The sequence below is a fragment of the Amycolatopsis sp. NPDC004368 genome (assembly GCF_053602515.1).
On record NZ_JBSGDT010000012.1, the window covers coordinates 39769 to 53364 of the forward strand.

The window sequence follows — 13596 nt, forward strand, 5'->3', positions numbered from 1 at the left end:
GCGCAACGCCCGGTCACTCATGGCATTGCCGCCGAGCGGCGACAACCGGGCGAACACCGCGGAAACGCTCGGAGACCAGAGTGGACAGTCACCGGATCGATCTTCGGTCGAAAAGGCGCCCACCCGTCGAATAAAAGGCACCGCTCCGCCACGGCCGTCGATCTTCAGCCGAACCGCCCCGGACCGGGTGAACGTCCGACGCGGCTCCCCGGCAAACCGGCCGTCGGCCGCTACCGTGCGCCTAGCGCGACACGGGGAGGACGGCGCGGTGCACCACTGGCAGGTCTACGCCACGACGCCGTTCGTCGCCGCCCTGATCGGCTACGTCACCAAGCGCGCGGCGATCGAGATGATGTTCCGGCCGGTCGAATTCGTGGGTGTCAAACCGTTTCTCGGGTGGCAGGGCGTGCTGCCGGCCAACGCGGTGCGCATGGCGACCACGGCCACCACCATGCTCACCACGAACCTCGTCGACCCGAAGGAGATCTTCGCGCGCCTCGATCCCGAGCAGGTCGCCAAGGAGATCGAGGAGCCGCTCCTCGACGTCGTGGAAGACGTCACGCGCGAGGTGATGGAGACCTACCAGCCGCGGCTGTGGGAGGTGCTGCCCACCACCGCGCAGCAGCTGCTGCTCAAGCGCGTGCAGGCCGAAGCGCCGCGCGCCATCACGAAGATCATGCGTGAAATCGCCGCGAACATCGAAGACGTGCTCGACCTCCAGCACATGGTCGTTGAAAATCTCGTGCGCGACAAAGCGCTCCTCAACCGCCTGATCCGGGACATCTCGAAGCCGGAAATGCAGTTCATCGCCCGCTCGGGAATCGTGTTCGGCTTTGTTCTCGGCTGTGTGCAGCTGCTCGTGTGGACGGTCACGAAATCACCGATCGTGCTGCCGCTGTTCGGTCTCGGCATCGGCTGGTTCACCGACTGGCTCGCGCTCAAGATGATCTTCCTGCCCCGCGAGCCGAAACGTTTCTTCGGCCTCTACACCTGGCAGGGCGTGTTCCAGAAACGGCGCGACCAGGTCGCCGCCGACTACGGCGACATGATCGCGCGCGAGATCATCACCGTGCCCAACCTGCTCGAAGCCGTGCTGCGCGGCCCGAAGTCCGATCGGCTGTTCACCATGATCACGCGCGAAGTGCAGAAGACGATCGACGCGCAGGCGAGCGTGGTGAAACCGTTCGTCGCGATCGCGGTGGGCACGAGACGGTTCCAGGAAATGAAGCAGGCCGCCGCGACGCAAGCCGCGCGGCGCGTGCCGGAGACGATCCGCCACGCCGAGGACTACGCGGTGAACGCGCTCGACGTGCGCAACACGATCGTGGACCGGATGCGCCGGCTCACGCCGCTGGAATTCGAACAGCTGCTGCGCCCGGCGTTCCGGCAGGACGAATGGAAGCTGATCGCCGTCGGCGCCGTCATCGGCGGCTTGGTCGGCGAACTGCAGGCACTGGCCCTGCTGCACTGAATCCCGAGCGCCCGGCAACTGCGATACCGTTCAGCCCTGAGCGGGAGGAGCCGGGTTTGGACGCTGTCCTCGACGACCTCGCGCGGCACTGGCCGGTCTACGCCACGATGCCGTTCATCGCCGCGCTCATCGGCTACGTGACCAAGCGCGTGGCGATCGAGATGATGTTCCGCCCGCTGGAGTTCGTCGGGATCAAACCGTTCCTCGGCTGGCAGGGCGTGGTGCCCAAGCACGGGGGCCGCATGGCCGCGATCGCCACCGACCTGCTCACCACGAACCTGCTCGACCTCAAGGAGATCTTCGGGAAGATCGACCCGGTCATCGTCACACGCCGGCTCGAACAGCCGCTGTTGCGAGCCGTCGACGCCATCGCCCGCGACGTGCTGCGCGAGCACCACCCGCGCCTGTGGGAGGTGCTGCCGACGCTCGCGCAGGAAATGCTGATCAAGCAGGTGCAGGCCAATGCACCGCGGCTCGTGCGCGAGTTCCTCGAGGACGTGCGCGACAACCTCGACGAAGTGCTCGACGTGCGGCACATGACCGTCGAAAGCCTCACCCGCGACAAAGCCCTGCTCGTGCGGCTGATCCGCGAGACCTCCCGTCCCGAGATGGCGTTCATCGCCCGCGCCGGCATCTTCTTCGGCTTCGGCCTCGGCGTGGTGCAAGCGATCGTGTGGGCGTTGACGCGCCAGCCGCTCGTGCTGCCGATCTTCGGCGGCTGCATCGGCCTGTTCACCGACTGGCTCGCGATCAAGATGATCTTCCTGCCCCGCGAGCCCGTGCGGGTGGGCCGCGTGATCCTGCAGGGAAAGTTCCAGCGCCGCCGAGCCGAGGTGGCGCGCCAGTACGGCGAGCTGATCGCCGACGAGGTCCTGACCACGGCCAACCTGCTCGACGCCCTGCTGCGCGGCCCGAAGTCCGACCGGCTGGTCGCGATGGTCGAACGCGCGGTGGGCCACGCCGTCGACGAGCAGGCCAGCCTCGCGAAACCCGTGCTCACCCTGGCCGTGGGCGGGCGCCGGCTGCAGGAGATGAAGCGCGAGGCCGCGCAGCGGGCGCTGGCCGAGCTGCCGCGAACCGTCCGCCACGCCGAGGGTTACCTCACGGAGGCGATGGACGTCGCCAAGGTCATCGAGCAACGCATGCTCGCGCTGACGCCGGTCGAGTTCGAAGGCCTGCTGCGCCCGGCGTTCCGCCAGGACGAGTGGAAGCTCATCGCCGTGGGTGGTGTGATCGGATTCATCGTCGGTGAGCTGCAGGTCCTGCTCATGCTCGGCTGACTTTTCGGTGGTTGCCCACACCTCGTTCACCCGAAGTGGCTACCGTGATCCAGTGGCGTTCGAATCCTCTCAGCTGCCGGCCGTCCACGAGGCGTACCTGCCCCGTGAGCACGCACTGCACCGTCCGCGGCACGGCAAGCGCCAGCTCACGGCGCTGGTCTGCGCGCTGTTGTTCTTCACCACGCCCACGCTGCTGTGGGTGTTCGGGGTGCGCCCGACCGAGATCGAGAACCACAAGCTCGCGGGTTTCCCCAGCATCGGAGACGGTTTTGGCTTCTTCACCAGCCTGCCCACGTGGGCCGTCGACCAGCTGTCGTTCCGCGCGAGCGCCATCAACGCGGCCGACGGCATCAGCCGCGGGGTCTTCGGCGAGGACGCCCCGCTCGACCAGGGTTCGTCGTCGAACTCGGGCCCGATCCCCGCGCCGCCACTGCAGCAGCCGGGCGCGCCCAACGCGGGCACCACCGCGCCGAGCCTGCCCGGCAGCAACCAGGCCGGCTACCGCAAGGTCGTGCAGGGCCTCGACGGCTGGCTGTACTTCGGCTACGACGCCGAGGCGAAGTGCACGCCCACGCAGGACCTCGACACCACGCTCAAGAAGATCGACGAGCTGCGCACCGCCGTCGAGGCGTCCGGGCGCAAGTTCGTCTTCGTGGTCACGCCGGACAAGACGACGATGGTGCCCCAGTTCCTCCCCGACAGCTTCCCGGGCAAGGACTGCTCCGAGGCCGCCGCGCCGAACGACTGGGCCAAGATGACCACCGCCGGCCACTCGCTCGACCTGCGTCCGGCCCTCGCCGCGTCCGCCGCCCGCGTCGGCCACCCGATCTACGCCTCGAACGACACGCACTGGCGCGACGAAGGCGGCCTCGTCCTCACGCGCGCGCTCGCCGAGGCGGTGCAGCCCGGCGTCACCACGGGCTGGCAGTCCACTCCGGACGGCGAGTACGACGGCGTCGCCGACCTGCCGCTGCTGCTCGGCAAATCGGGCACCAAGTCGAACACGCAGTACACCCTCGAGCCCGACGGCGTCACCGACCGCGCGGCCGGCTTCATCTCCAACATCGACACTCCGGTGCACCGCACCTCGGCGCCCCTGCCCGGCACGATCGCCCAGCCCACGCTGATCTACGGCGACTCGTTCAGCCTCGCGTCCTCGCGTTACCTCTCCGCGGCGTTCACGAACCTGACCTACCTCGCCTACTCCACCGACAAGACCCCGCAGACGGCCGCGGTCAACGAGCTCGTGAGCTCGCGGGTGGTCGTGCTGCAGGCCGTGGAACGCAACGTCGTCGGCGGCCTCGTGCCGTTCACGAACGACGGCTTCATCGCGTCGGTGAAGACGGCGATGGCCGCCCACCCGGTGAGCTGATCACCCGGGCCGACGTCGGAACTCAGCCGACGGGCGCGGGCTTCGACACCGGCGGCGTGGTCGCGCGCACGCCCGTCCGCCGTTCGCGCACCCAGGAGATCACGCGGCACACGAGGTAGATCAGGAACGAGATCGCCGTGACGAAGGCGCTCACCGGTTTGCCCGGGGCGAGCGACAGCACGATGCCGCCGAGTGCCGAGACCTCCGCGAAGATCACCGACAGCACCGTCGCGCGCAGCGGGCTGGCCGTCACGCGGGCGGCGGCCGCGGCGGGCGTGACCATCAGTGCGACCACCAGCAGCGACCCGACGATCTGCACGCTCAACGCCGTGGCCACGCCGACCAGCAGCGCGAACACCACGGTCAACGACTTCACCGGCACCCCGCGCGCGACGGCGACGTTGCGGTCCACGCTCGCGAACAGCAGCGGCCGGTACACGCACGCGAGCACGGCCAGCACGGCGACCGCGGAGATGACCAACGCCGTGAGGTTGGTCGAGTCCACCGTGATGATCTGGCCGGTGAGGATGCCGAACTTGTTGGCCGACCGTCCCTTGTAGAACGACAGCAGCAGCACCCCCATGCCGAGGCCGAACGACAGGATCACGCCGATCACGGAATCGCGGTCCGCGTCGCGGGTGCCGAGGATGCCGAGCAGCAGCGCGGCGGCCACGGCGCCCAGCAGGGCGCCGTACTCGACGCCGATGCCGAGCAGCAGGGCGCCGGCCGCGCCGGTGAAGGCGAGTTCCGACGTGCCGTGCACGGCGAAGGACATTCGGCGCATCACGATCAGCGGGCCGAGGATCCCGGCGACCAGGCCCAGCACGGCGGCGGCGATGAGCGCTGTCTGCACTCCCGGCAGCTCGGTGATCAGCTCCCACGTCTTGGCGAAGTCGAACATGCCGTCCAAGGCTCAGCCCACTGCTTCCTGCTCGTGGTGGTGCGGTTGGTCTTCGCACAAGTGGCTCTGCGCACCCGCGATGTGGATCTGCCCGCCGACACGCAGCACCTCGACACGCGTGCCGTACAGCTCGGACAGCGTCTCGGAGTTCATCACCTCGTCGGGCTTGCCGATGCGGAACGAGCCGTTGACCAGGTACACCACCCGGTCGACGAACGGCAGCACCGGGTTGATCTCGTGCGTCACGAACAGCACGGCGGTGTCGGCCGTGCGGCGGCGCCGGTCGATCAGCTCGCTCACGGCGCGCTGGTGCGCGAGGTCGAGCGAAAGGAGCGGTTCGTCGCACAGCAGCACCGACGGGTCACCGACCAGCGACTGCGCCACCCGGAGGCGTTGCTGCTCACCGCCGGAAAGCCGCCCGATCGGCTGCTTCGCGTACGCGGTGCCACCGACGGCCTCGATCGCTTCCGCGACCCGGCGCCGGCGTTCCCGGCCGCCGAACAGGCCCGGGCCCCAGCGGTGGCCGTCGAGACCGAGGCCCACCAGGTCGACGCCGCGCAGGGTGAGGCCGTCGTCGATCGCGCGCTGCTGCGGGATGTAACCGACCTTGCGGTTGGCGCCGCCCGGGCGGCCGCCGGCGATCTCGACCGTGCCGGCCGAGAGGCTCTGCATGCCGAGCAACGCCTTGAGGAGGCTGCTCTTCCCGGAACCGTTGGGGCCGAGGATCGCGAGGAACTCGCCCTGCTCGACGTCGAGGTCGAGACCGGACCACAAGGTGCGGCTGCCGAACGCCAGGCCCGCCCCGCGGACGCGAACCGCGGGGCGAACCGTCGAGAGCGCGGCGGACATCAGCTGTTCAGAGCCCCGGACAGCGAGTCCACTTCCTTGGTCATCCAGTCAATGTAACCCGTGACGTCGGCGGGCAGCGTCTCGGCCACGTCGACCACCGCGACCCCGGACGACTTCGCGTCCGACACCACCTGCTGGGTCAGCGGCGTCACCGTCTGCACGTTGTTGATCAGCGCCTTGACCTGCTTGGACTTGATGAGCTGGGTGAAGTCGCTGACGGCGGCGGCGGGCACGTCGGTGTCGTTCTCGACCGCGTCGGAGAAGGCCTTCGGCGTCGAGTCGGTGATCTTCGCGGTTTCGAGCAGGTAGTGCGCCACGGGCTCGGTCACCACGACCTTGGTGCCCGGGTGCGCGGCGCCGAGGTCGGTCACCTTCTTCACCAGCGCGTCGACCTGGCCCTTGAACGCCTTGGCGTTGTCGTCGAAGGTCTGCTTCGACGCCGGCTGGATCGCGCCGAGCGCGGCCGCGACCTGGTCGGCAACCTTGTCGACGCCCGGCAGGTCGAACCACACGTGCTCGTTCTCGTCGCCGGTCGCGGCGATGTCGTAGGCCACCAGCTTCTTCGCGTTCGACGCCTGGTCGGCGAGCTTGCCGAAGAACTCGTCGTAACCGCCGCCGTTGGCGAGGGTGAGCTGCGCGTTCTTGGCCGCCAGCGCGTCGTCCGCAGTGGACTCGTACGAGTGCGGATCGGCGCTCGGGTCGTGGATGATCGACTTGACAGCCACCTTGTCCCCACCGACGGCCGACACGACGCTGCCCCACACGTCCGTGGCGGCGACGACGTTGATCTGCCCCGTGGACCCCGTGCCGGAACCGGTGCCGGAGCCGCCCGAGTCGGTGCCCGAACACGCGCTGAGCGCGAACACGGTCAGAACCGAGGCGGCGGCGAGCACGCTGCGGGTGCGGCGGGTACTCAGGCGGGAACTCATCGAAGACTCTCCTGGGTCGAACCGATCAGCTAATGGAAATCGTTGTCAGTTTCACCTTACCCCATCCGAAGGACAAGGGGTGCTCGACCGGGTGGCAGAGGCCCTCTCCGTCACTCAGCGGATCGAGACACTCACCACAGGGGTGTTGCTTCAGGAAAACGATCTGAACCGTTACGGTTTGCGGATGGGCCGTCCTATTCGCACCCGGAGGCAGGCGACACTGGCGTCGCTGGCGGCGGAGCTCGGGGTGTCCAGGACCACCGTGTCCAACGCCTACAACCGCCCCGACCAGCTGTCTCCCGAATTGCGCCGGCGCATTCTCGAGACTGCGCGCCGCCTCGGTTACCCCGGCCCGGACCCCGTCGCCCGCTCGCTGCGCACCCGCAGAGCCGGGGCCGTCGGGCTGCTGCTGACCGAGAACCTGTCGTACGCGTTCCGTGACCCGGCCGCGGTCGGTGTGCTCGAAGGCCTCGCCCTCGCCTGCGAGGACGCGGGGGTCGGCCTGCACCTGGTGCCCGCGAGCCCCGGTCGCGAAGACGTCGCCGCCGTGCACCGCGCGGGCGTCGACGGTTTTGTCGTCTACTCCGTGCCCGACGACGACCCGCACCTGGCCGCCGTGATGGAACGACCGGTCCCCACGGTGATCATCGATCAGCCGCGCCTGGAAGGCGTGGACCGCGTGGGCCCGGACGACGCGGCCGCCGTCACGCGCCTGGCCGAGCACCTCGTCTCCCTCGGCCACCGCCAGGTCGGCGTGCTGTGCATGCGGCTGGCGCGCGAACGCAACGACGACTTCGTGACGGCGCAGCGCCAGAGCAGCGCCCACTTCCACGTGCAGCGCATCCGCCTCGAAGCGCTGGCCACGGCGTTCTCCGCCGCGGGTGTCGACTGGGCCACCGTGCCCGTGGTCGAGCGCTTCGACCACACCGTCGACGACGGCGCTTCGGCCGCGCGCCAGCTGCTCGACGCGTATCCGCAGGTCACGGCCGTGATCTGCACGTCGGACATCCTCGCGCTCGGCGCGCTGGCCGAGGCCGAACGCCGGGGCCTTCGGGTGCCGCTCGACCTCACCGTGACCGGCTTCGACGGCATTGCCGAAGCCGAACGCCTCGGGCTCACGACCGTGCACCAGCCCGTGCTGGAAAAGGGCAAGGTCGCCGGTCGGCTGCTGCTCGGCTCGGCCGAGCGCGTGGGCCCGAAGGTGATCACGCTGCCGACCGAGCTGCGGATCGGACGCACGTCGGCGCCGCCGCGGACCGTCGAGGAGCCGTGGTTTGGGGGCTGAGCCGGCTTTCGGCGGCACTGTTTCCCGTGACTTCGCCCCCATCGCGTTGTGAGCCGCGCCGCGAGCGGGTTGCATGGGAGGGACCGCCCGCGTAGCCGGGGAAGCGTGGCCGAAAGGTGACCATGACCTCCGCTGACGAGTTGTTCCAGCGCCACACCAGCCGCGGCCCCGTGCCGCCGCCCGAGGGCGCGACGGCCGTCCCGACCCTGAAGGCCGCCGTGCTGACCTGCATGGACGCGCGCATCGACGTCTACTCGCTGCTCGGCCTCGAGCCCGGCGAGGTGCACGTGCTGCGCAACGGCGGCGGCGTGGTCACCGACGACGTGATCCGCTCGCTCGCGCTTTCCCAGCACAAGCTCGGCACCGAAGAGGTGCTGGTCGTGCAGCACACCTCGTGCGGGGTCTCCACCGTGACCGAGGACGGCTTCAAGGACGAGCTCGAACAGGCTTCCGGCGTGCGGCCGACGTGGTCGGTAGAGGCGTTCGACGACGTCGAGGCCAGCGTGCGCCGGGGCGTGGAACGCGTGCGGCGCAGCGACTTCCTGCCGCACCGCGACAAGGTGCGCGGGTACGTGCTCGACATCGACAAGGGAAGCCTGACCGAGGTCGTCTGACGCGCGTCGGTTTCAATGGTCGGCGTGGCTGTGGACGCGGACGTTCTGATCGACTGGTTCGACACGCACGGGCGGGACCTGCCGTGGCGGGAACCGGACTGCTCCGCGTGGGGCGTGCTGGTGAGCGAGATCATGCTGCAGCAGACGCCGGTCGCGCGGGTGCAGCCGATCTGGCTGGAGTGGATGGCGCGCTGGCCTGTGCCCTCGGCGCTGGCCGCCCAGACGACCGGCGAGGTGGTGCGGGCGTGGGGCAAGCTCGGCTATCCGCGCCGCGCCCTGCGGCTGCACGCCGCGGCCACGGTGATCGCGGCCGAGCACGGTGACGTCGTGCCGTCCGATGTGGACACCTTGCTCGCATTGCCGGGCATCGGCGCTTACACCGCGCGGGCCGTGGCGGCTTTCGCGTACGGCAAGCGGGCGCCGGTCGTGGACACGAACGTGCGGCGTGTGGTCGCGCGGGCCGTGCACGGCGCCGGGGACGCGGGCCCGGCGTCGAACACCCGTGACATGGCCGACGTCGAGGCGCTGTTGCCGGCCGAAGACGGGCCGGCGGCGAAGATGTCGGCCGCGTTGATGGAGCTCGGGGCGCTGATCTGCGTCGCGCGGGGGCCGCGTTGTGCCGACTGTCCCGTGTTCGACACGTGCGCTTGGCAGCACAACGGCCGACCGGAGTACGCCGGGCCGGCCAAGCCCGTGCAGAAGTTCGCGGGCACCGACCGCCAGGTGCGGGGCCTGCTGCTCGACGTGCTGCGCGGCAGCGAAGGACCGGTCGAGAAGGCGCGGCTGGACATCGTGTGGCACGAGGCCGGGCAGCGCGACCGGTGCCTCGACTCGCTGCTCGTCGACGGGTTGCTGGAGCAGACAGACAGTGGGCTGTTCGCCCTGCCGGGTGAAGACTGACTCCGCCGGGTTCTCACCCGGTACGACGAAAGTCGGCAAAATGTTGTCTTGAGCTCCGCGGCGGGTTAGCTTTCCCCCGACGTGCGCTGTTGCGGCGCTGTTCCGGCGGAGGAGATTCGCATGGGGGAAGCCACTCGCCGTGCCGTGCTCAAGAGCGGGCTCACGGTCACCGCGGCCGGCGCGTTGGGCCTGGTCGCGGCCCGTTCCGCGGCGGCCGTGACGGCACCGAAGATCCACCCGACGTCCGAGTGGAACGCGCGGCCCGCCACGGGCGCCATCGTGGTGGAGAACCACAAGCCGACGTACATCGTGGTGCACCACACCGTCGACCCGGGCAACAACACCGACTACTCGCTGGCACACGCGTTGCAGATCTCGCGCGACATCCAGAACTTCCACATGGACACCCGCGGCTGGATCGACACGGGCCAGCAGTTCACGAACAGCCGCGGCGGCTACGTGACCGAGGGGCGCCACCGGAGCCTGGAAATCCTGCGGGGCGGCCGGCAGCACGTGCAGGGCGCGAACGTGGGCAACCACAACAGCGAGTGCATCGGCATCGAGAACGAGGGCCTGTACAGCACGGTGGACGTGCCGGCGGCGTTGTGGACTTCGCTGGTGTCGATGGTGGCCTACATCGCCGACCAGTACGGCATTTCGCCGAGTTTCATCAAGGGGCACCGGGATTTCAACTCGACCGAGTGCTGCGGGCAGGTGCTCTACGACCGGCTTCCCGAGCTGCGGACGGCCGTCGGGCAGGTGCTCGGCGTGGCGGCGGCGCGGGCGGACGTGCCGGAGTGGCCGCTGCTGAAGCCGGGCGCGGTGGGGCCTCAGGTGCTGACGGCGCAACGGTTCCTGCGTTCGTCGGGGTACGACGTGCCGACCGACGGGGTGTTCGGCGCGTCCACAAAGGACGCTGTGGCGAAGCTGGCTTCGGCACACGGATTGTCGCGCGACAGCTGCACGGCGGCCCGGGCTGTGGACGAGACGGGGTTTCTCGGGTCGGACGTGTGGCCGCTCATCGTGCCGCCGGGCCGGTCCGCGGCCGCGTGGCGGGTGGCGCTCGCGCGCTGACCCCCGGCAGGTCACGCGCACCAGCGAGGGCGGTGCACGTGACCTGTCGGCCTCGCTACAGCCCCGCGAGGAACGCTTCCACGGCGCCGCGGTAGATCAGCGGCGCCTCGGCGTGGGGCAGGTGCGCTGAACGGGGCACGACCAGGTGTTTCGCGCCGGGCACCCGCTTCGCCACTTGGGCCTGCTGGCCCGCCGGCATGGCCGTGTGCTCGCCTTCGACGAGCAGCAGCGGGCAGGTGATTTCGTCCACAAAGGACCAATAGGCGCGACGGCCCCATTCGGCGGCGATCTCGTAGAGGTTCTCCAGGTCCGCGATGAGGTGGTAGCCGTCTTCGCGTTCCTCGACGCATTCGGTGAAGTAGTCGCCGGCCGTGCCGAAGAACGCGCGCACGTGGGCGAGCGATTCGAACGGCACGGGCCAGCTGTCGAAGTACCCGCGCCACGTCTCCACGGTGCGGCCGCGCTGGTCGGGCGCGAAGTCCTCGCTCACGACGGCGCGGACCAGGTCGGGGTGCTTCGCCGCGGTGGCCCACGCGTGGAGGCCGCCCATCGAGTGGCCGATCAGGACGGAAGGGCCGATTTCGGTCAGCACCTCGGCGATGTCGTCGGTGAACTGCTCGGTGGTCCACGGGCCGCGGTGCGGGGCCCGGCCGTGGCCGCGGGCGTCGAGGGCGTGGACCGAGCCGTAGCGCTTGAGCCACTGGGCGACCGGCCACCACGTGCGGGCGCGGCCCATGAGGCCGTGCAGCAACAGGATCGACACGCCCGTGGTGTCGTCGCCGCCGAAGTGGATCAAGCCTGGTCGCACTGGGTCTCCTGGAAAGTTGCCGGTCTCCTCAGTAGACACGAACACATAGGGTGAAGGGATGCACAGCCACCGACCGCTCGTCCCCCTCCTCGCCGGTGTGCTGATGCTGTCCGCGTGCACGGCTCCCGTGGCTCCGCCGCCACCACTGCACCCGTCCGCGGGCGCGAGCGGCGCGGGCGACCCGTACTACCCCGACGACGGCAACGGCGGTTACGACGCGCTCGATTACCACGTCGACGTCGGTTACGACCCCGCGAGCGGCCACCTCGACGGCGACACCACTGTGACGGCGAAGGCCACGCAGGACCTCAGCCGCTTCGACCTTGACCTGCGGGGGCTCGGCGTGGCCTCGGTCGAGGTGGACGGGAAGCCGGCGAAGTTCAGCCGGGAGAAGGGTTTCGAGCTGGTCGTCACGCCGGCGCAGCCGCTGCCCGCGGGCTCCACCTACCGCACGCGCGTGCGCTACTCCGGCGACCCGGCCAAGACGGCCCACGACGGCGGCAGCGAGATCGGCTGGAGCCACTCGGCCGACGGCGGCGCGTTCATGGTGGGTGAGCCGCATTCGGCCGCGTTCTGGTACCCGGTGAACGAAACCCCGCGTGACAAGGCGACGTTCACCGTCACCGCGCACGTGCCCGACGGCTGGACGGTGATCTCCAACGGCCGTGAGCAGGGCAGCTCCTCGGCGGGCGGCAAGACGACCACGACGTGGACCGAGCCCAACCCGATCGCGAGCTACCTCACCACCATCGCGATCGACGAGTTCTCCGTGAAGCGCTCCACCCTGCCCGACGGCACCCCGGTCGTGTCCGCGTACGCCCCGGGCGCGGAGGGCCAGCAGCCCAGCGGCGACCGGCTGCGCGACATCCTGGCCTTCCTGAGCAGCAAGTTCGGCCCGTACCCCCAAAGCGCCGCGGGCGGCATCTACCTCGCCGAGGACATCCACTTCTCGCTGGAGACGCAGACGCGCCCCACGTACGCCAATTGGGCCAATGTCCTCACCCTCGTCCACGAAAACGCCCACCAGTGGTTCGGCGACTCCGTGACCCTCAACTCGTGGGCCGACACCTGCCTCAACGAGTGCTTCGCGTCCTACGCCCAGTGGCTCTGGTCCGAGCACGAAGGCGACAACCTCGACAACCGCTACCGGGCGGCCCTCGAGATCACGCACGCCAACACCCAGTTCTGGAACCGCAAACTCGTGGACCCCGGCGTCGGCCATGAATTCGAAGCCGCGTACGACAAGGGCATCCTCGCCCTGCACGCCCTGCGCCGCCGCATGGGCGACGCCCCGTTCTCCACCCTGCTCCACGACTGGACCACCCAGCACCGCCACGCCAACGCGTCGTGGTCCGACTTCACCCACCTCGTGAACCACCTGGCGGGGCAGGACCTCACGCCTTTCCTGGACGACTGGTTCCGGACGGCGAAGCTGCCTTCGGATGCGGATCTTTATCCGGGCTCGTTGCGGGCTTGAGTCGCCATGACAACAGCTGTCCAATGCGGAATTCGCTTGATCTTTGAACTATCTGGACCAAAAAACCAGCCCGTGCGGTTGAGACTGTCACCTAGCGTCATGCATCAACTGCGCAAATAGGGTGAGAAGGTCAGCGGTGCCCAATCTTCGACGTCGAACCGTCGTGTGGGTTTGCAGCGTCGGACTGGTGGTGGCTGCCGGCCTCCTAGTGGTCTCAGGCACCCCCACGGTGCGGTTCGGCCGGACGGCCACCTCCCCGCGAGCCCTGCCGGTGCCGACGCGCGCCGAGGCAGAGGGGCTGCTCGGTCGGGCGGTCGGGTTCGTCCGGGGGCGCGACTTCGACGGCTTGTGCCGCGCGGGCGCACAGGACGAGGGGATGTGCCGGAAGCTGCTCGAGCGGGCGGATGTCTCGCACGCCGCGCCGTCGTCGGTGGCGCCGGCCGTGGAGGGCGCGACCAGCAGGCCCGACGCGGGCAACGCGCAGGGCGCCGAGGTGCTGAGCATCCGCGGTACGCGCGCGGACGGCAGCACCTACACCAGCGCCTTCTCCGCCGTGCGGGCGGTCGACGGGCAAGTCCGGAGCCAGAACACCGTCTACTGGTTCAGCACCTTCGCCGAGTCGTCGAGCTGAACCTC

At 69.6% G+C, this 13596-nt stretch carries 13 protein-coding genes; 9 read left to right on the forward strand and 4 right to left on the reverse strand.

Annotated features, from left to right (window positions below; all coding sequences use genetic code 11):
* The first annotated feature begins 19 nt into the window (after positions 1-19).
* Genes ACWEOE_RS18815 through ACWEOE_RS18825 form a run of 3 tightly spaced genes read left to right on the forward strand, consistent with a single transcriptional unit; the run spans position 20 to position 4123 of the window.
* Positions 20-1471 carry a DUF445 family protein gene (locus tag ACWEOE_RS18815; RefSeq protein ID WP_452010557.1) on the forward strand — a complete coding sequence of 484 codons (1452 nt, stop codon included), beginning with the start codon at positions 20-22 and terminating at the stop codon, positions 1469-1471.
* 56 nt (positions 1472-1527) lie between these two features.
* The gene (locus ACWEOE_RS18820) at positions 1528-2751 is read left to right on the forward strand and encodes a DUF445 domain-containing protein (RefSeq protein ID WP_452010559.1); all 1224 of its coding nucleotides are present in this window, start codon (positions 1528-1530) and stop codon (positions 2749-2751) included.
* Between the two features lie 52 nt (positions 2752-2803).
* Positions 2804-4123, forward strand: coding sequence for an alginate O-acetyltransferase AlgX-related protein (locus ACWEOE_RS18825; RefSeq protein ID WP_452010561.1), 1320 nt, complete (start codon positions 2804-2806; stop codon positions 4121-4123).
* A gap of 22 nt (positions 4124-4145) precedes the next feature.
* Here the strand turns inward: ACWEOE_RS18825 and ACWEOE_RS18830 are convergent, their stop codons facing one another.
* The 3 genes from ACWEOE_RS18830 to ACWEOE_RS18840 are packed head-to-tail and all read right to left on the reverse strand — an operon-like array spanning position 4146 to position 6790.
* Positions 4146-5033, reverse strand: coding sequence for a metal ABC transporter permease (locus tag ACWEOE_RS18830; RefSeq protein ID WP_452010563.1), 888 nt, complete (start codon positions 5031-5033; stop codon positions 4146-4148).
* Positions 5034-5036: 3 nt separating this feature from the next.
* Positions 5037-5873: a metal ABC transporter ATP-binding protein gene (locus ACWEOE_RS18835; protein ID WP_452010565.1), complete on the reverse strand. Its 837-nt coding sequence runs from the start codon at positions 5871-5873 to the stop codon at positions 5037-5039.
* Positions 5873-6790, reverse strand: coding sequence for a metal ABC transporter solute-binding protein, Zn/Mn family (locus ACWEOE_RS18840; protein WP_452010880.1), 918 nt, complete (start codon positions 6788-6790; stop codon positions 5873-5875). Before ACWEOE_RS18840 ends, ACWEOE_RS18835 begins: the two co-directional genes overlap by 1 nt.
* 196 nt (positions 6791-6986) lie before the next feature.
* Here ACWEOE_RS18840 and ACWEOE_RS18845 point away from each other — a divergent pair, with 196 nt between their 5' ends.
* The 4 genes from ACWEOE_RS18845 to ACWEOE_RS18860 all read left to right on the forward strand — a co-directional run bounded on the left by ACWEOE_RS18845 (position 6987) and on the right by ACWEOE_RS18860 (position 10675).
* Entirely contained in the window at positions 6987-8087 is a 1101-nt protein-coding gene (locus ACWEOE_RS18845; protein ID WP_452010567.1) for a LacI family DNA-binding transcriptional regulator, read from the forward strand.
* A gap of 122 nt (positions 8088-8209) precedes the next feature.
* Positions 8210-8701: a beta-class carbonic anhydrase gene (locus ACWEOE_RS18850; RefSeq protein WP_452010569.1), complete on the forward strand. Its 492-nt coding sequence runs from the start codon at positions 8210-8212 to the stop codon at positions 8699-8701.
* A 24-nt stretch (positions 8702-8725) separates the two neighbouring features.
* A complete protein-coding gene (locus ACWEOE_RS18855) occupies positions 8726-9601 on the forward strand; it encodes an A/G-specific adenine glycosylase (RefSeq protein ID WP_452010571.1) in 876 nt (291 codons plus the stop codon).
* A gap of 120 nt (positions 9602-9721) precedes the next feature.
* Complete coding sequence (locus tag ACWEOE_RS18860; protein ID WP_452010573.1) at positions 9722-10675, forward strand: peptidoglycan recognition protein family protein; 954 nt, start codon at positions 9722-9724, stop codon at positions 10673-10675.
* A 55-nt stretch (positions 10676-10730) separates the two neighbouring features.
* Here ACWEOE_RS18860 and ACWEOE_RS18865 read toward each other — a convergent pair whose 3' ends face one another.
* On the reverse strand, positions 10731-11471 hold the full coding sequence (locus ACWEOE_RS18865) for an alpha/beta fold hydrolase (protein WP_452010882.1): 741 nt from the start codon (positions 11469-11471) through the stop codon (positions 10731-10733).
* A 115-nt stretch (positions 11472-11586) separates the two neighbouring features.
* On the opposite strand from ACWEOE_RS18865, the gene ACWEOE_RS18870 reads away from it, so the two are divergent.
* Positions 11587-12960, forward strand: a complete 1374-nt coding sequence (locus tag ACWEOE_RS18870; protein WP_452010884.1) for a M1 family metallopeptidase — start codon at positions 11587-11589, stop codon at positions 12958-12960.
* Positions 12961-13189: 229 nt separating this feature from the next.
* A complete protein-coding gene (locus ACWEOE_RS18875) occupies positions 13190-13591 on the forward strand; it encodes a hypothetical protein (protein WP_452010576.1) in 402 nt (133 codons plus the stop codon).
* The last annotated feature ends 5 nt before the right edge of the window (positions 13592-13596 follow it).

Bases quoted from the DNA above. Each gene is read 5' to 3' on its own strand.
- ACWEOE_RS18845 (WP_452010567.1), top strand. From the start codon at position 6,987: ATGGGCCGTCCTATTCGCACCCGGAGGCAGGCGACACTGGCGTCGCTG.
- ACWEOE_RS18850 (WP_452010569.1), top strand. From the start codon at position 8,210: ATGACCTCCGCTGACGAGTTGTTCCAGCGCCACACCAGCCGCGGCCCC.
- ACWEOE_RS18815 (WP_452010557.1), top strand. From the start codon at position 20: ATGGCATTGCCGCCGAGCGGCGACAACCGGGCGAACACCGCGGAAACG.
- ACWEOE_RS18870 (WP_452010884.1), top strand. From the start codon at position 11,587: ATGCTGTCCGCGTGCACGGCTCCCGTGGCTCCGCCGCCACCACTGCAC.
- ACWEOE_RS18835 (WP_452010565.1), bottom strand. From the start codon at position 5,873: ATGTCCGCCGCGCTCTCGACGGTTCGCCCCGCGGTTCGCGTCCGCGGG.
- ACWEOE_RS18860 (WP_452010573.1), top strand. From the start codon at position 9,722: ATGGGGGAAGCCACTCGCCGTGCCGTGCTCAAGAGCGGGCTCACGGTC.